The sequence below is a fragment of the Sphingopyxis sp. H050 genome, from assembly GCF_001468265.1.
Classification (GTDB): Bacteria; Pseudomonadota; Alphaproteobacteria; order Sphingomonadales; family Sphingomonadaceae; genus Sphingopyxis.
The window spans coordinates 79,442-96,536 of the sequence record NZ_LNRZ01000008.1; the positions used below are offsets into that span (position 1 = coordinate 79,442).

Sequence of the window (17,095 nt, forward strand, 5' to 3'; positions counted from 1 at the left end):
GTCGCGCCGCAAGTCGTTGGTGAAGCTGGTTAACCGCGCGCCTGTCCCCTTTTCGAACGGCACGACGGCAAGACATTAAACCGTCCTTACCCGGACTTGATCCGGGATGACGCGCTTTTGGTATCAGTCCAAATTGGGGCGCAGCCAGCGCGTCGCGGTTTCGAGATCAACACCGCGGCGCGCCGCATAGTCTTCCAGCTGATCGCTGCCGATCCGTGCGACGCCGAAATACTGGCTTTCGGGGTGGCCGAAGTAGAAGCCGCTGACCGCCGCGGTCGGCAGCATTGCAAAGCTTTCGGTCAGCACCAGCCCGGCGTTCTCCTCGGCGGCGAGCAGATCGAACAGGATCGGCTTCAAACTGTGGTCGGGGCAGGCGGGATAGCCCGGTGCCGGGCGGATGCCGCGATATTCTTCCTTGATCAGCGCCTCGTTGGTGAGCTGCTCGCCGGGGGCATAGCCCCAGAGCGTCGTGCGGACATGCTGGTGCAGCCGCTCGGCAAAGGCTTCGGCAAAGCGGTCGGCGAGCGCCTTCAGCAGGATGTCCGAATAATCGTCCTTGTCGGCGCGGAAGCGGTCCGAATGCGGATCGATGCCGTGGATGCCGACGGCGAAGCCGCCGATCCAGTCGCCCGCCGGATCGATGAAATCGGCGAGGCACATATTGGCGCGGTCGCGGCTCTTCTTGATCTGCTGGCGGAGGAAGGGGAGCGTCACGTGCCGCTCCTCTTCGGCGAGGTGGATCGTCACGCTGTCGCCGTCGCGCGCGCACGGCCAGAAGGCGCAGACGCCGCGCGCGGTCAACCATTTCTCCGCGATCAGCCGGTCGAGCATCGCATCGGCATCGGCCTTCAGCGCCACCGCCGTCTCGCCCACGACCTCATCCTCAAGGATCGAGGGATAGGTGCCGTGGAGTTCCCACGCGCGGAAGAAAGGCGTCCAGTCGATGCATTCGCGCAAATCTTCGAGCGACCAGTCGTCGAAGCGGTGCAGCCCCGGCTGTAGCGGCGGCGCGGGCTTGTCGCTGAGATAGGCGTCGTAATAGTTTGCGCGCGCCTCTTCGAGACTGAGCAGCACGCTCTGTCCCTTGCCGGCGCGGACGTCGCGAATATTCTCATATTCGGACTTGTAGCCACCGACGAACGCCTCGCGCCCGGTGTCGCTGACCAGCGACGTCGCGACGCCGACCGCACGGCTGGCATCGAGCACATGCAACACCGGCCCCTGATAGGCCGGATCGATGCGCAGCGCGGTGTGAACCTTCGACGTCGTCGCGCCGCCGATCAGCAGCGGCATCGTCATGCCGGCGCGCTGCATTTCCTCGGCGACGGTGACCATCTCGTCGAGTGACGGGGTGATCAGGCCGCTGAGGCCGATCATGTCGGCGTCATTCTCGTTCGCGGCTTCGAGGATCTTGCTCCACGGCACCATCACGCCAAGGTCGACGATCTCGAAGCCGTTGCACTGGAGCACGACGCCGACGATATTCTTGCCAATATCGTGGACGTCGCCCTTGACGGTCGCCATCACGACCTTGCCCTTGCCTTTCGCGCCGGGTTCCTTCGACGCCTCGATGAAGGGCAGCAGATGCGCGACCGCCTTCTTCATCACGCGCGCCGATTTCACGACTTGCGGCAGGAACATCTTGCCCGACCCGAACAGGTCGCCGACGACGTTCATGCCGTCCATCAACGGCCCCTCGATGACTTCGATCGGGCGCGGCATCAGCAGGCGCATTTCCTCGGTATCGTCGACGACATAGGCGTCGATGCCCTTGACCAGCGCATGTTCGAGCCGCTTCGCGACATCCCAGCCGCGCCATTCCTCAGCCGCCTTTTCTTGTGCCGGATTGCTGCCCTTGTAGCGTTCGGCGAGCGCGATCAGCCGTTCGGTCGGGCTTTCGGCCTCGCCTTCGACCTTGCGGTTGAGCACGACATCTTCGACCGCCTGCCTGAGTTCGGGGTCGATCGTGTCATAGACGTCGAGCTGGCCCGCGTTGACGATCGCCATGTCGAGCCCGGCGGGGATCGCATGATAGAGGAAGACGCTGTGCATGGCGCGGCGCACCGTCTCGTTGCCGCGGAAACCGAAGCTGAGGTTCGAGAGGCCGCCCGAGAAGTGGACGTGCGGGCAGCGGCGGCGGATCTCCTTCACCGCTTCGATGAAATCGACGGCATAATTGTCATGCTCTTCAAGGCCGGTGGCGACCGCGAAGACATTGGGGTCGAAGATGATGTCTTCGGGCGGGAAACCGATGCCGGTGAGCAGCTTGTAGGCGCGCTCGCAAATCTCGATCTTGCGCTCCTTGGTGTCGGCCTGCCCGACCTCATCGAACGCCATCACGACGACCGCGGCGCCATAGGCCATGCATTTGCGCGCGTGCTCGAGGAAGGGCTCCTCGCCCTCCTTCATGCTGATCGAATTGACGATCGGCTTGCCGGGAACGCATTTGAGGCCCGCCTCGATCACGCTCCATTTCGAGCTGTCGATCATCACCGGGATGCGCGCGATATCGGGCTCGGCGGCGATGAGCTTCAGGAAGGTGGTCATCGCATATTCGGCGTCGAGCAGGCCTTCGTCCATATTGACGTCGATCACCTGCGCGCCGTTCTCGACCTGCTGGCGCGCGACCTCGACCGCCGCGGTGTAATCGTCGGCGAGGATCAGCTTCTTGAACGCCGCGGAGCCCGTGACGTTCGTACGCTCGCCGATGTTGACGAAGCGGGAGGAGGCGGGCGTATTCTCGGTCATCTCGATCTTCTTCTCCCCTCCCGCTTGCGGGAGGGGTCGGGGGAGGGCTTGTCAAATCAGCGGGCGGTGCCGAAGAGGAACAGGCCCTCCCCTAACCCCTCCCGCAAGCGGGAGGGGGACTATGCCGCCATCGTGAAGGGCTCCAGCCCCGCGAGCCGCGTTTGCACCGGCACCTCCGGGATCTGCCGCGCCGGCAATCCCTCGATCGCCCTCGCCATCGCCGCGATATGGGCCGGGGTCGAGCCGCAGCAGCCGCCAAGGATGTTGACCTGACCATGCTCGGCCCACTCGCGCACCAGCTCGGCGGTCGTCTCCGGAAGCTCGTCATATTCGCCGAGTTCGTTGGGCAGGCCCGCGTTCGGATAGACCATGACCAGCGCATCGGCGAGTTCGGACAGCACTTTCACGTGCGGGCGCAGCTGCGACGCGCCGAACGAGCAGTTGAGCCCGATCGTCAGCGGCTTCGCATGACGGACAGCGTACCAAAAGGCTTCGACCGTGTGCCCGGACAGGTTGCGGCCCGAGAGGTCGGTCAGCGTCATCGAGATCATCAGCGGCAGCTCGCGCCCGACCTTCGCCTCGGCCTCGAGCGTGGCCGCGATCCCGGCTTTGGCGTTCAACGTATCGAAGATCGTCTCGATCAGGATAAAGTCCGCGCCGCCCTCGGCGAGCGCAACGACCTGTTCCAGATACACGTCCTTGAGCTCGTCGAAATCGATCTCGCGAAAGCCCGGATTATTGACATCGGGCGACAGCGACAGCGTCTTGTTCGTCGGTCCCACTGCGCCCGCCACGAAGCGGCGTCGGCCGTCGAGCGCTTCATATTTGACCGCCGTCTCGCGTCCCAGCCGCGCGCTTTCGATGTTGATGTCGGCGACCAGCGCCTCGGCGCCGTAATCGGCCTGGCTGATCCGATTCGCGCTGAAGGTATTGGTCGAGACGATGTCCGACCCCGCCGCCAGATAGGATTCGCCGATCGCGGTCACGACATCGGGGCGCGTCAGCGCGAGGATGTCGTTATTGCCCTTCTGGTCGTGGCCGAGACCGAGGTTCCCCGCATAACAGGCCTCGGTCAGTTTCTTGAGCTGGATCTGCGTGCCCCAGCCGCCGTCGGTGAGCAGGATGCGCTCCTTCGCAGCGGCCTGCAGCGCTTCGCGTGCACCCGGAATCGAATGGGCTGTCATGCGGCTTTCTCCGTCGCGGGCGCGGCCTGCGGGCGCAGGCCAAGCAGATGGCAGATGGCGTAGCTGAGCTCCGCCCGGTTGAGCGTATAGAAATGGAAGTCGCGGACGCCGCCCGCATAGAGCCGCCGGCTCATTTCGGCCGCGACGGTCGCGGCGACGAGCTGGCGCGCGGCGGGCAGATCGTCGAGCCCCTCGAACAGCGACACCATCCACGCCGGGATCGCGGTGCCGCACATGTCGGCCATGCGCCGCGTCTGCGACACGTTCGACACTGGCAGGATGCCGGGGATGATCGGCGCATCGATACCCGCAGCCGCCGCGGAGTCGCGGAAGCGCAGAAAGGCCTCGGGCGAGAAGAAGAATTGCGTGATCGCCCGCGTCGCCCCGGCGTCGAGCTTGCGCTTCAGATTGTCGAGATCGGCCTCGGCGCCGCTCGCGTCGGGATGCACTTCGGGATAGGCGGCGACCGAGATGTCGAACGGCGCGACCTTCTTGAGCCCCGCGACCAGTTCGATCGCATTGGCATAACCGTTCGGGTGCGCGCGATAGGGCTCGCCGCCCGGAACGTCGCCACGCAGCGCGACGATGTGCCGCACGCCGGCATCCCAATAGGCCCGCGCAACCTCGTCGATCTCGGCGCGCGAGGCTTCGACGCACGTCAGATGCGCTGCGGGCGGCACCGCACTTTCGGCGGCGATCCGCGCGACTGTCGCGTGGGTGCGCTCGCGGGTCGATCCGCCCGCGCCATAAGTCACCGAGACGAAGCGCGGGCCCAGCGGTTCGAGCGTGCGGAACGTATCCCAGAGCTGCGCCTCCATCTTCTCGCTCTTCGGCGGGAAGAACTCGAAGCTGACGCCGATATCGCCTTCGAGATTGGCGAACAGCGGCGTGGCGGCCGCCCGGCGCGCCTCGGCAAGCGAGTTAAGATTGGACGTCATGCTGCAAGCCTTTTGCCTTGCCCGCTGCCGGTCGCGGGGGATTGATCTTCTTTGCCGCGGCGGCGGCCGAGCCACAGCTTGACCGCCAGATCGCCGCCTTCGAGCGTCTGCATGCTTTCAAGATCCAGCCCCGCGGAGGCGAACCAGCCGCGGATCTGCGCATCCGAAAAGCCGAGGCGGGCGTGCGCGGCGAGCGTGCGAAGTTCCTCATCCTCGTGCGGCGCGAAATCGACGATCAGCAGCTGACCGCCGCCGCGCAAGACCCGCCCGGCCTCGGCGATCACGCGGTCGGGTTCGTGCGCAAAGTGCAGCGCCTGATGGATGACGATCGTGTCGATGCTCGTGTCGCCCACGGGCAGCGCCAGGAAATCGCCCTGTACCAGGTCGATCGGCACCGCCTGCCCGGCCAGCTTCGTCCGCGCGATGCGCAGCATCTCGGGGCTGCGGTCGAGCGCTGTGATACGGCGCGCCGTCGGCGCAAAAATCTCCGCCATCCGGCCGGTGCCGGTGCCGATATCGAGCAGATGGCCGAGCCCGCGGCCGGTCAGCATCGACAACATCGCCGCCTCGACCTCGCTCTCGGCAACGTGCCGCGAGCGGATCGCGTCCCATTCGGCGGCATGTTCGGCGAAATAGCGTTCGGCCGCCGCGGCGCGCTCGTCGCGAACCGCGGCGAGGCGCTGCGCGTCATAAGCGATGATCAAGGCTTCGCGGGGCGAGAAGGGCCATTGCCCTGCCTGTCCCATCACCTCGCCGATCGCGCCGCTTTCGGTGAGGCGCAGAAACACCCAACTGCCCTCGCGCCGCCGCTCGACGATCCCAGCCTCGACCAGAATGCGGACGTGGCGCGACACGCGCGGCTGGCTCTGGTCGAGCACGACCGCCAGTTCGCCGATCGCAAGCTCCATCTCCCGCAACAGCGCCACGACGCGCAGGCGCGTCGGATCCGCCAAAGCACGGAAAATATCGATCAGATCGCTCATGATTTAAGATATAAAGATTTCTTTATATGCAGTCAACCAGTGCCCGCGCGCGGCCGCTCCGGCCCTCATTCCCCGCGGCAAAATTGCGACGAACCGCGGGGCCGGCCCAAAAAGGGCGTTGCGCGCGATTTGGCGAAGGAGTAATTCTGCGGGCGATTGGCAATCTTCGGGATCGATCTGTTCCTGTGCCGATCGATCATCAACCGAGAGGGGTATCCCAATGAAGAAATCGATCACTTTGTCGCTCGTCCTGGCCGCCTCGATGAGCCTCGCCGCTTGCGGCGAAAAGAAGGCCGACGAAGCCGCGACCACCGACGCGCCGGCCGAAACCGTCGAAGGCGCTGCTGACGGCGCGATGCAGGCCGCCGAAGGCGCTGCCGACGCCGCCGCAACTGCTGGCGACGCCGCTGCTGCTGCTGGTGACGCCGCCAAGGCCGGCGACACCGCCGCTGCCGGCGACAAGGCTGCCGAAGCCGCCGGCGCTGCCAAGGAAGCGACCGACGCTGCCAAGGCCGCCGTCGAAGAAGCCAAGAAGTAAGCTTCGTTTCGGCCGTTTGTTTGGCCGAAGGATTTGGAGGGGTCGTCGGCACGCGCCGATGGCCCCTCTTCCTTTTCGGCAGGCGCTTACGGGCGACATTGCCAAGCCCCTGATCCCGGACTAAATATCTGCAACGATGGCCCTGCGGCCATTGGCATTTGAAAGGACTACCCATGCGCAAGATCATTATCGCTTCGATGGCCGCGGCCGCCTTCAGCCTCGCCGCCTGCTCGGACAAGGCTCAGCAGGAAACGTCGGAAGCCGCTGACGCAGTTGCCGACGACGCCGCTGCCGCGGGCGATGCCGCCGCCGCTGGCGCTGCCGATGCTGCCGATGCGACTGCCGACGCCGCCAAGGAAGCCGGCGCTGCCGTCGAAGGCGCCGCCGACAAGGCTGGCAACGCCGTCGAAGGCACCGTGAACGCTGCTGGCGACGCCGCCGAAAAGGCGGGCGACAAGATCGCCGAAGAAACCAAGAAGGCCGAAGCCAACGACAAGAAGTAAGTCGCAGGCTCGCCTTCGGGCTGGTATCGAGGGGCTCCATCCTGCCGGATGGAGCCCTTTTCGTTGGAGTGGATGATGCGATATGTCTGGCCCGCCGCTGTGCTCGCGCTGCTCGTCGCAGGATGCAGCCGCACCGAAAACGAGCCCGGCCCGGGCGGCGTGACCGTCAGCGAGGCGAAAGCGCTCGACGATGCGGCCGAAATGCTGGAAAGCCGCGACGGCACCGCCCCCTCCTCCGACGACGCGCCCGCCAAGCGCGAAGCGGCCAAATAGCTTTCCCTCGCCGCTGGCCTGGATTAGAAGGGCCGCGTCCCGCGACTGGCGTCAGAAGATGGAGCTCCATCGGGAAGCGGGGCCGATGACCGCCGCGCGCCTGGGTGATCCACCACAGAAGAGGGACCATCCGCATGACCGACGCCCCCACAACCATCGTTTTCCTGCTCTTTCCGGGCATCACCCAGCTCGACTTCACCGCGCCCGCACAGGCGCTCAGCCGGATGCCGGGCGCGCAGCTCGTCGGCGCGGCGGCGACGCTTGATCCGATCGTGACCGACAGCGGCTTTTCGATCCTGCCGACGCATGATTTCGCCTCGGCCCCGCAAGCCGACATTCTGTGCGTTCCCGGGGGACACGGCGTGACCGACGCGCTCGGCGATGCCGCGACGATCGACTTCATCGCGCGGCAATCGGAAAACGCGCAATGGGTGACGAGCGTCTGCACCGGCGCCTTCCTCCTCGGCCGCGCCGGATTGCTCGCAGGCAAGCGGGCGACGACGCATTGGGGTTACACGCATTTGCTGCCACTCGTCGGCGCAACGCATCAGGCGGCGCGGATCGTCGAGGACGGGCATGTCGTAACCAGCGGCGGCGTCACGTCCGGGCTCGATTTCGCGCTGACGCTGATCGCGCGAATCAAGGGCGATGCGGTCGCGCAGGCGATCCAGCTGGCGATCGAATATGACCCCGCCCCGCCCTTCGCCGGCGGCCATCCCGACCGTACGCCGCAAGCGATCACCGACGGTCTGAAAGCGCGGGTCTATGATGCGGCGGCGGCGCGCATGAAGGCGGCGCTGAAAGCCTAGCGGCAGTCGGCAAGCGCGATTTCGTAAAGTTTGGGCCAATATTTGCCGGTGACGAAGAGGCGCTTCTTTTTCGCGTCCCACGCGATGCCGTTGAGCACGCTGTCGCTGCCCTTCGCGCCGGCATCGGCCTTGAGGCCGGATAGGTCGATATAGGAGCGGATCGCGCCGGTCGCGGGATCGATGCGGACGATCATGTCGGTCATCCAGATATTGGCCCAGACCTGTCCGTCGATCGTCTCGAGCTCGTTGAGCATCGCGAGCGGGCGGCCGCCGAAACGGACGGTCACGCGCTTCTGCTCCCGCATCGTCGCGGGGTCGAGGAAACGCAGCTCTGACGAGCCGTCGCTGAGGACGAGGCTGTCGCCGACCATCGTCACGCCCCAGCCCTCGCCGTCATAGCGGAAGCTGCCCACCGGCTTCAGATCCTTGATCGACCAGCGATGGCCGATGCCGTTCTGCCAGGTGACGCCGATAATCTGGTCCTGCCAGCGCGTGATGCCCTCGCCGAACTGGTCCGACGGCAGCTTCGCCTGGATCAGCGCGCGGCCGGTCTTGAGGTCGAGCCGCGCGATGCGCGACTGGCCGTACTGGCCGGTGGCCTCGTAGAGATGCCCGTCGTCCCAGAAGAGGCCTTGGGTGAAGCTGGTCGCGTCATGCGGGTAGCTCTGGACGATGCGATAGCCGCAGCGTTCGATCGGTGCGGGATCGGCCGCGGCGGCGAGAGCGAAGAGCAGGACCATCGCGCCTAGCTATGCCGCCCAAGGTGAACTGGCAATGTCTCGTCCGCCCTATTTCGTTACTCCCGCTTTCGTCAGGTATCGGGCGCAAAGAAAAGGGCCGGAGGATTGCTCCCCCGGCCCCGTTTCTCATTGGCTGAGCGCCGAACGGTCGTGGACTTAGAAGTCCATGCCGCCCATGCCGCCCATGCCGCCGCCGCCCATGGGCATGGCGGGCTTGTCTTCGGGCGTTTCGGCAATGCCGGCTTCGGTGGTGATCAGCAGACCGGCAACCGAGGCGGCATCCTGCAGCGCGGTGCGCACGACCTTGGTCGGGTCGATGACGCCGGCCTTGACCAGGTCTTCATAGACGTCGGTCGAGGCGTTGAAGCCGAAGTTGCTGTCGTTCTGGTCGAACAGCTTGCCCGCGACGACACCGCCGTCGAAGCCCGCGTTTTCGGCGATCTGGCGCACCGGAGCCTGCAGCGCGCGACGGATGATGTCGACGCCGCGGGTCTGGTCTTCGTTGACGCCGGTCAGACCTTCGAGAGCCTTCGTCGCGTACAGCAGCGCGGTGCCGCCGCCGGGGACGATGCCTTCCTCGACCGCAGCGCGGGTCGCGTGCAGCGCGTCGTCGACGCGATCCTTGCGTTCCTTCACTTCGACTTCCGAAGCGCCGCCGACCTTGATGACCGCAACACCGCCGGCGAGCTTCGCCAGACGTTCCTGCAGCTTTTCCTTGTCGTAATCCGACGTGGTCGTCTCGATCTGCGCCCGGATCTGTTCGACGCGGGCCTTGATCGCCTCATGGTCGCCAGCACCATCGACGATGGTGGTGTTGTCCTTGTCGATCGTGACGCGCTTCGCCTGGCCGAGCATGTTCAGCGTGACCGACTCGAGCTTGATGCCCAGGTCTTCGCTGATCAGCTCGCCCTTGGTCAGGATCGCGATGTCCTGCAGCATCGCCTTGCGGCGATCGCCGAAGCCCGGCGCCTTGACGGCCGCGACCTTCAGGCCGCCGCGCAGACGGTTCACGACGAGGGTCGCGAGCGCTTCGCCTTCGATGTCCTCGGCGATGATCAGCAGCGGACGGCCCGACTGCACCACGGCTTCGAGGATCGGCAGCATCGACTGGAGGTTCGACAGCTTCTTTTCGAAGATCAGGATGTAGGGGTCCGACAGCTCGACGAGCATCTTTTCGGGGTTGGTGATGAAATAGGGGCTCAGGTAGCCGCGGTCGAACTGCATGCCTTCGACGACGTCGAGCTCGAAATCGAGGCCCTTGGCTTCCTCGACGGTGATCACGCCTTCCTTGCCAACCTTTCCCATCGCTTCAGCGATCTTGTCGCCGACTTCCTTGTCGCCATTGGCCGAGATGATGCCGACCTGGGCGATTTCCGAGGTGCCCGAAACCGGCTTCGACTGGGCCTTGATCGTTTCGACGACCTTGTTCACAGCAAGGTCAATGCCGCGCTTCAGGTCCATCGGGTTCATGCCGGCGGCAACCGACTTCATGCCTTCGCGCACGATCGCCTGGGCGAGCACGGTCGCGGTGGTGGTGCCGTCGCCGGCCTTGTCGTTCGCCTTCGATGCGACTTCGCGCAGCATCTGGGCGCCCATGTTCTCGAACTTGTCCTTGAGTTCGATTTCCTTGGCGACGGTGACGCCGTCCTTGGTGATGCGGGGGGCGCCGAAGCTCTTGTCGATGACGACGTTGCGGCCCTTGGGACCGAGGGTGACCTTCACCGCGTCGGCGAGGGTGTCGACACCGCGGAGGATGCGTTCGCGCGCGTCGCGCGAAAATTTGACGTCTTTAGCAGCCATGGGCTTGTTCCTTTCAAAGGCGCAGAAAACTGCGCAACTTCACTCGAGATTCGATCAAATCGCTCAGGCGATGACGCCGAGGATGTCCGATTCCTTCATGATCAACAGCTCTTCGCCGTCGACCTTGACCTCGGTGCCCGACCATTTGCCGAACAGGATGCGGTCGCCCGACTTCACGTCGAGCGGTGTCACCTTGCCATCTTCGGCCTTCGAGCCGGTGCCGACGGCGACGACTTCGCCTTCCTGCGGCTTTTCCTTGGCGGTGTCGGGGATGATGATGCCACCAGCCGTCTTTTCTTCGGCTTCGATACGGCGGACGAGCACGCGGTCGTGCAGCGGTCGGAATTGAGCCATGGATTTCCCTCCATTATGCGATGATAGGCTTTTAGCACTCGCTACGCGGGAGTGCTAACAAGCGGGCATATGGGCGGGGGGTGCTACAGCGTCAAGGCGATTAAGGGAAAATTTTCGGCGGCGCGGTACGTGGGCCAGATGGGGTACGAAAATCTGGACATCAGGAGCGCCTCAATCAACTGGCGGATCAATTTAGCTGGCAACGACAGAAGGAAGTAGCCCCAGCCTCGCCCGCATCTGCCAGCGCGTTAGCAGCAGCGCCGCGACTACGATCAACCCCACCGCAAGCCCGATCCACACGCCGACGCCAGCCAGCGGCGTCCAGAAGCCGAGGTAGATCGCGGTGCCATAGCCGGCGATCCAGTAGCCGCAAACCGCGATGACCATCGGGATGCGCGTGTCCTGCAGGCCGCGCAGCACGCCCGCCGCCACCGCCTGCGCGCCGTCGAACAGCTGGAACGCCGCGGCGACAACCAGGAACTGCATCGCGAAACCGACCAGCGCGGCGTTGCGCGCGGCATCGACGTCGACATAGATCGACAGGACCAAGCTGGGGAACAGCCACATCAGCGTCGCGGTAAAGGCCATGAACCCGATACCGAGCAGCAGCGAGGCGTGGCCCGCGCGCCCGATCCCGCGATGATCCTTCGCGCCATAGGCGAGCCCGACGCGGATCGTCGCCGCCTGCGCCACCCCGAACGGGATCTGGAAGGCGAGCGCCGCGACCTGGAGCGCGATCGTGTGCCCGGCCAGCTCCGCCTCGCCGATGCGGCCCATCAGGAAGGCGGCGCCGGTGAACAGCCCCGCCTCGGCCAGAATCGTCAGGCTGATCGGAGTGCCGATGCGCAGCATCTCGGCAAAGCGGCTCCATTCGCTGCGCCACCAATTGCCGAACAGGCGGTAGCGGCGAAGACGCCGGTCGCTCTGGATCACGACGACATAGGCGAGCAGGATCAGCGTAGAGGTAATGACGCTGGAAATCGCAGACCCGTGCAGCCCGAGCGCGGGCATGCCGAGGTGCCCGAACACCAGCGCCCAGTTGCCGAGCGCGTTGACGAACAGCGCGCCGAAGGTGATCGCGGTGGCGATGGCCGGGCGGCCGAGCGCCGAGACGAAGATGCGCAGCACCGCCGCGGCGATCATCGGAAACATGCCGAGCATCAGGATCAGCAGGAAGCTCGCGGCGCGCGTGGTCAGCTCTTCGGGCTGCCCGGTCGCGCGCATGATCGGCCCACCCGCGGCGCAGACGCCCATGAACAGCAGCGAGACGAGCGCGCTCAACCACAGCGCCATGCGCACCGTGCGCCGCACCTCGCGCACGCTGTGCTTGCGGCGGCCGAGCTCGGCCGCGACCAGCGGCGCGGCGGCGCTGACCAGGCCGGTGCCGGTCCAGAGCAGCAGGCCGAAGATCGAGACACCGAGCGACGAGGCAGCGAGATCGGTATCGCCGAGCCGCGCCACGAAAATCACGTCGATCGCATGGACCATCATCTGCAACAGGTTCGCCGCCGCCAGCGGCACCGCAAGCGCCAGCGTCGCGCGAAACTCCGCGCCGAATGTCTGCGGACGATCCGCAGTCAGAGGGGTGGCCTGCTGAAGCATAGCCGGCCCGGATAGGCGCGCGATTGTGACCGTTCAAGGGTGGTCGGGTGGCGCCAGCTCATTTGTCAAGAGGGGTGGCAGAAAGGCAACAGCCGCATTCCAGTCCTCCCTGTGGCGAAGCCATGGGGAGCGGACCGCGCGCAGCGCGTGGTGGAGGGGCCGCGCCATTTGCCTCTCTGTCAGTGCTTCGCGCCGCCGCCTCCCCATCGCTGCGCGACAGGGAGGATCAGCCAATCAAGCCCACAGCAGCGCCATCTCGACGCCGAACGCCACGAAGGTCAGCGTCAAGCCGACCACGAACAGCCGGTAGGCATAGGCCAGATAGCGATATTTGCGCCGCGCCAGCACGACGCCATTCTGATAGGTGTCGCGCAGCATCGTCTCATAGAGGTCTTCTTCGGTGCGCAACCGCGTTTTGACCGCGGCGATAAACTCATCCTCGTCCATCTGCTCGAAGCGCCCGAAAAACAGGATGTTGCTGTGGTCCTTGCCGTCCCGGTACACGACGGGCGGCGCCTTGCCGACGCGCGGCAGCACGGCGGATACCGCCAGCAGGGCGGACAGGAAGGAAAAAGTCGCAAGGATGCTGAGCGGCATCGCGAGCGCCCCGCCGCCCGAACGCGCCTGCCCGATCGCGAGGGTGAAGACGACGAAGGTCGCGCCCATCAGGATCGACGCCTTCTGGTCGGCCATCTGCGACAGCTGCATCGTGATCTGCTGATTGGTGCGGACCAGGTGCACCGCGTTCGGCGGAAAGGAAATCGCCGGCCGGTCGGCCGATGTCGTTGATTCTGCGCTGTCCATGCCAAGCTGCCCCTGCCCGATACCCTGCCAGCGACCCGCCACAGGGATGCCATGAAGTGCCGCGAGCGGCAAGATGCTGCCCTGTTCCCGCCGCATTCGCTTGCCAATCGCAGGCCTTCGCGGCAGGACCGCCGACATTCTTATTCCTTTATGGGACGCACCACATGAGCACCGCCCTGCGCGACCAGATTTTCGGCCTGATCGAACCGTTCAACAAGAAGGGCGTCGAGCTGACCGACGCGACCACGTTCGCCGGCGATCTCGAATGGGACAGCCTGACCGTGATGGACTTCGTCGCCGAGGTCGAGGACACGTTCGACATCATCATCAGCATGAACATGCAGGCCGAGATCGAAACGGTCGGCCAGCTCGTCGGCGCGGTCGAAAAGCTGCAGGGCTAAGGGCTTTGTATTCCCCGGCGCAAGCCGGGGCCCATGAGACCTTGCACAACCTGTCTGGACCCCGGCTTGCGCCGGGGCACACGGAAGAAACGAATATGACCGATCTTTTCAGCAAATTCGACCCGCTGATCCAGCAGCGCGAGGCGCTGCTCGCGACCGGCGTGACCGATCCGTTCAGCCTGGTGATGGAAAAGGTTCTCTCGCCGACCGTCGCGATCTGCAACGGGCGCGAGACGATCCTGCTCGGCACCTATAATTATATGGGCATGACCTTCGACGAGGATGTCATCGCCGCGGGCAAGGATGCGCTCGACAGGTTCGGCGCCGGCACCACCGGCAGTCGCGTCCTCAACGGCACCTATCAGGGGCACAAGGAGTGCGAAGACGCGCTCAAGGAATTTTACGCCATGGACCATGCCATGGTGTTTTCGACCGGATACCAGGCGAATCTCGGGATCATTTCGACGATCGCGGGCAAGGGCGACTATGTCATCCTCGACATCGACAGCCATGCGTCGATTTATGACGGCTGCAAGATGGGCGACGCCGAAATCGTCGCCTTCCGCCACAACGATGTCGAGGCGCTCGAAAAGCGGCTGAAGCGCCTGCCGCCCGAAGCGGGCAAGCTCGTCGTGCTCGAGGGCGTTTATTCGATGCTTGGCGACATCGCACCGCTGAAGGAGATGATCCGCGTCTCGAAGGAAAATGGCGCGATGGTGCTGGTCGACGAAGCCCATTCGATGGGTTTCATCGGCGAACATGGCCGCGGGGTCGCCGAGGCGCAGGGCGTCATCGACGATGTCGATTTCATCATCGGCACGTTCAGCAAGAGCGTCGGCACCGTCGGCGGTTTCTGTGTCTCCAACCATCCGAAGTTCGAGATCATGCGGCTCGTCTGCCGCCCTTACGTCTTCACCGCCTCGCTGCCCCCCAGCGTCGTCGCGACCGCCGCGACGAGCATCCGCAAGCTGATGCACGGGTCGAACAAGCGCGCACATCTTTGGGAGAACAGCAAGACGCTGCACGCCGGCCTCCGCGCGCGCGGCTTCACGCTCGGCACCGAAGAGCCGCAGTCGGCGATCATCGCGGTGATCATGCCCGACCTCGAACGCGGGGCGATGATGTGGGAAGCGCTGCTGGAAGAGGGCCTATATGTGAACCTAGCGCGTCCGCCGGCGACACCTGCGGGCATGACGCTGCTGCGCTGTTCGCTCTGCGCCGAGCACACGAGCGAGCAGGTCGACGAAATCCTCGGCCGCTTCGAGCGTGCAGGCAAGCGCGTTGGAATTATCGGCTGAATAGAGCCTGCGCGCCGACCAGCGGATTCCTTTTCGCGGCGAATGGAAGCGTGGGACAGGTCCGACCGCCTTCGCAGCTTTGCCGACCGGCGTGAGTCCGTTACAAGACGAGCGTGTTCGAGAGGGATATGGATTACGACACCGAAGGTCGGCGGGAGCGTGTTCGCTTCTGGCTGATGATCGGATTGGGGGCAGCGCTGACCGGGATCGTCGGCGCGCTCGTCCTGTTGCTCAGCCGCGCCAACGACAATTACGACCGCTCGCTGGGCTGGCAGGCGCATAGCCTGGAGGTCATATCGCAGACGCGCAGCCTCGACGCCGCGCTCGCGCGCGCCGAAGCCGCGCTCGGGCGCTTCGCAGTGGGCCTCCAGAAAGAGGATGGCCGCGTCTTCCAGCAGCAATGGGGGTTGTCGCAGCAATATCTGAGCCTGCTCCGGCGCAACGTTCGCGACAACGCGGAGCAGGCGAAGCTCGTCGACGAGCTGACCCGCGAACTCAACCAGCGCGGCACCCAGCTCGGCGACGCGGCGCTCAGCGCCAATTATCGCCAGACTGTCGCCGCCATCTCCAAATATAATGCCGCGGGGCACGATGCTGCGCTGATACGCATCGACCGGCTGTTATCACGGCTGATCCTCAACGAGCGAACGATCCTCGCCGAGCGCAATCGCGTTGCGTCCGCCGACCGCGCCAGTCTCAACCAGGCGATATTGCTCTTCTCGCTGCTCGGCGCCGCTGCCGCAGTGGTCGCGATCGCCGCGACGATCTCGCTCGTTCGCGCCGAAAGCGAGCGCCGCGCCGCCCGCCGGGAGACGCTGTACGAGGCCGACCGCGCGATGCAGCTCGAAACCGCCGTCGAGGAACGCACCGCCGAACTCGAAAAGGCGAATATCGCGCTGCGCAGCGAGATGATCGAGCGCGAGGCCGCCGAAGCGCAGCTCCGCCAGGCGCAGAAGATGGAGGCAGTCGGCCAGCTGACCGGCGGCATCGCACACGACTTCAACAATATGCTCGCGGTCGTCGTCGGCGGGCTGGAGCTCGCGCAGCGACTCGTCGTAACCGCGCCCGAGAAGGCGCAGCGCCACCTCAGCAACGCGATGGACGGGGCCAACCGCGCCGCTGACCTGACCCGCCGCCTGCTCGCTTTCGCGCGTTCCGAACCGGCACGCCCGGAAATGGTGCTAATCGACGATTGCATCACTGGCTTCGCCGAACTGATCGAGCGCACGATCGGCGACCGCATCGCACTGACGCTCGATCTCAATGCCAAAGACCTGTCGTGCTGGATCGACCGTCAGCAGTTCGAAAACGCGCTGCTCAACCTGGCGGTCAACGCGCGCGACGCGATGGAGGGCCATGGGTCGCTGACGATCCGGACGCTGCGCGATGAGGAAGAGAATACGGCGGGGATCGCGGTGCAGATGATCGACACCGGCTGCGGCATGTCGGCCGAAGTGCTAGAACGCGTGTTCGACCCCTTCTACACCACCAAGCCCGCGGGCCAGGGAACCGGCCTCGGCATGAGCCAGGTCTTTGCGTTCTGCCGCCAGTCGGACGGCGAGGTGCAGATCGATTCGACCGAGGGCGAAGGGACGAGCGTCGCGATGTTGCTGCCCGTCGCCGCGCCCGAACAGACGTCCGTTCCGGCAAGCGCTGGCGACGACGAAGCGCCGGCCGACGCATCGACCGACGTGCTGAACATCCTTGTCGTCGAGGACGATCAGCGGGTGCTGGCGGCGACCGTCGATGCCGTCGAGGAATTGGGGCACCGGGCCGTCGCCTGCGCCAATCCGCTGAACGCCGAAGCGCTGGTCGAGCAGCGGATGAGCGAGGGCCGCGGCTTTGACCTGGTGCTGTCCGACGTGCTGATGCCCCAATTGACCGGTCCCGAAATGGTCGCGCAGCTGAAGCGCCGCTGGCCCCAGCTGCCGGTCCTGTTCGTCACCGGCTATGCCGGCGACGCGAGCGAGGTCGCCGCGTTCGGCGACCATGACGTGCTGCGAAAGCCCTTCACGCTGACCGCGCTCGAACAGGCGATCCGGCGCACCGGCGATGCGCGCGGCGAGGGCCAGCGGCTCGCGAGCTGAGGACTGTCGCCATCCCGGCAGTGGCCGCGATGA

Annotated in this window: 16 protein-coding genes and 1 riboswitch; of the genes, 7 read left to right on the forward strand and 9 right to left on the reverse strand. The window is 65.4% G+C overall.

Annotated features, from left to right (window positions below):
• Window positions 1-123: 123 nt before the first annotated feature.
• The 4 genes from metH to ATE67_RS15940 all read right to left on the reverse strand — a co-directional run bounded on the left by metH (window position 124) and on the right by ATE67_RS15940 (window position 5,853).
• Window positions 124-2,748, reverse strand: coding sequence for a methionine synthase (metH, locus tag ATE67_RS15925; RefSeq protein WP_058817654.1), 2,625 nt, complete (start codon window positions 2,746-2,748; stop codon window positions 124-126).
• Window positions 2,749-2,867: 119 nt separating this feature from the next.
• Complete coding sequence (locus ATE67_RS15930; RefSeq protein WP_058817656.1) at window positions 2,868-3,932, reverse strand: homocysteine S-methyltransferase family protein; 1,065 nt, start codon at window positions 3,930-3,932, stop codon at window positions 2,868-2,870.
• Window positions 3,929-4,870: a methylenetetrahydrofolate reductase gene (metF, locus tag ATE67_RS15935; RefSeq protein WP_058817658.1), complete on the reverse strand. Its 942-nt coding sequence runs from the start codon at window positions 4,868-4,870 to the stop codon at window positions 3,929-3,931. The genes ATE67_RS15930 and metF overlap by 4 nt, the downstream gene beginning before the upstream one ends.
• Complete coding sequence (locus ATE67_RS15940) at window positions 4,867-5,853, reverse strand: ArsR/SmtB family transcription factor (protein WP_058817659.1); 987 nt, start codon at window positions 5,851-5,853, stop codon at window positions 4,867-4,869. The genes metF and ATE67_RS15940 overlap by 4 nt, the downstream gene beginning before the upstream one ends.
• Window positions 5,854-6,073: 220 nt before the next feature.
• Here ATE67_RS15940 and ATE67_RS15945 point away from each other — a divergent pair, with 220 nt between their 5' ends.
• The 4 genes from ATE67_RS15945 (at window position 6,074) to ATE67_RS15960 (ending at window position 7,976) form a co-directional block, all read left to right on the forward strand.
• Window positions 6,074-6,391, forward strand: coding sequence for a hypothetical protein (locus ATE67_RS15945; protein WP_058817661.1), 318 nt, complete (start codon window positions 6,074-6,076; stop codon window positions 6,389-6,391).
• Between the two features lie 173 nt (window positions 6,392-6,564).
• The gene (locus ATE67_RS15950; protein ID WP_058817663.1) at window positions 6,565-6,894 is read left to right on the forward strand and encodes a hypothetical protein; all 330 of its coding nucleotides are present in this window, start codon (window positions 6,565-6,567) and stop codon (window positions 6,892-6,894) included.
• A gap of 72 nt (window positions 6,895-6,966) precedes the next feature.
• The gene (locus tag ATE67_RS15955; protein WP_058817664.1) at window positions 6,967-7,167 is read left to right on the forward strand and encodes a hypothetical protein; all 201 of its coding nucleotides are present in this window, start codon (window positions 6,967-6,969) and stop codon (window positions 7,165-7,167) included.
• 31 nt (window positions 7,168-7,198) lie between these two features.
• Window positions 7,199-7,280: riboswitch (ZMP/ZTP riboswitch) on the forward strand.
• A gap of 21 nt (window positions 7,281-7,301) precedes the next feature.
• Window positions 7,302-7,976 carry a DJ-1/PfpI family protein gene (locus ATE67_RS15960; RefSeq protein ID WP_058817665.1) on the forward strand — a complete coding sequence of 225 codons (675 nt, stop codon included), beginning with the start codon at window positions 7,302-7,304 and terminating at the stop codon, window positions 7,974-7,976.
• Here the strand turns inward: ATE67_RS15960 and ATE67_RS15965 are convergent.
• The 5 genes from ATE67_RS15965 to ATE67_RS15985 all read right to left on the reverse strand — a co-directional run bounded on the left by ATE67_RS15965 (window position 7,973) and on the right by ATE67_RS15985 (window position 13,276).
• The gene (locus ATE67_RS15965) at window positions 7,973-8,716 is read right to left on the reverse strand and encodes a glutaminyl-peptide cyclotransferase (protein WP_058817666.1); all 744 of its coding nucleotides are present in this window, start codon (window positions 8,714-8,716) and stop codon (window positions 7,973-7,975) included. The genes ATE67_RS15960 and ATE67_RS15965 overlap by 4 nt on opposite strands.
• 156 nt (window positions 8,717-8,872) lie before the next feature.
• The gene (gene groL / locus ATE67_RS15970) at window positions 8,873-10,516 is read right to left on the reverse strand and encodes a chaperonin GroEL (RefSeq protein WP_058817667.1); all 1,644 of its coding nucleotides are present in this window, start codon (window positions 10,514-10,516) and stop codon (window positions 8,873-8,875) included.
• A 63-nt stretch (window positions 10,517-10,579) separates the two neighbouring features.
• Window positions 10,580-10,870, reverse strand: a complete 291-nt coding sequence (groES, locus tag ATE67_RS15975; protein WP_058817668.1) for a co-chaperone GroES — start codon at window positions 10,868-10,870, stop codon at window positions 10,580-10,582.
• A gap of 192 nt (window positions 10,871-11,062) precedes the next feature.
• On the reverse strand, window positions 11,063-12,472 hold the full coding sequence (locus ATE67_RS15980; protein ID WP_058817669.1) for an MATE family efflux transporter: 1,410 nt from the start codon (window positions 12,470-12,472) through the stop codon (window positions 11,063-11,065).
• A 234-nt stretch (window positions 12,473-12,706) separates the two neighbouring features.
• Entirely contained in the window at window positions 12,707-13,276 is a 570-nt protein-coding gene (locus ATE67_RS15985) for a Pycsar system effector family protein (protein WP_058817778.1), read from the reverse strand.
• A 164-nt stretch (window positions 13,277-13,440) separates the two neighbouring features.
• On the opposite strand from ATE67_RS15985, the gene ATE67_RS15990 reads away from it, so the two are divergent.
• The 3 genes from ATE67_RS15990 (at window position 13,441) to ATE67_RS16000 (ending at window position 17,062) form a co-directional block, all read left to right on the forward strand.
• Window positions 13,441-13,677 (forward strand): acyl carrier protein, encoded by a 237-nt coding sequence (locus tag ATE67_RS15990; protein ID WP_058817670.1) that lies wholly within the window; start codon window positions 13,441-13,443, stop codon window positions 13,675-13,677.
• A gap of 95 nt (window positions 13,678-13,772) precedes the next feature.
• On the forward strand, window positions 13,773-14,975 hold the full coding sequence (spt, locus tag ATE67_RS15995) for a serine palmitoyltransferase (protein ID WP_058817671.1): 1,203 nt from the start codon (window positions 13,773-13,775) through the stop codon (window positions 14,973-14,975).
• Between the two features lie 113 nt (window positions 14,976-15,088).
• A complete protein-coding gene (locus tag ATE67_RS16000) occupies window positions 15,089-17,062 on the forward strand; it encodes an ATP-binding protein (protein WP_058817672.1) in 1,974 nt (657 codons plus the stop codon).
• Window positions 17,063-17,095 lie beyond the last annotated feature (33 nt).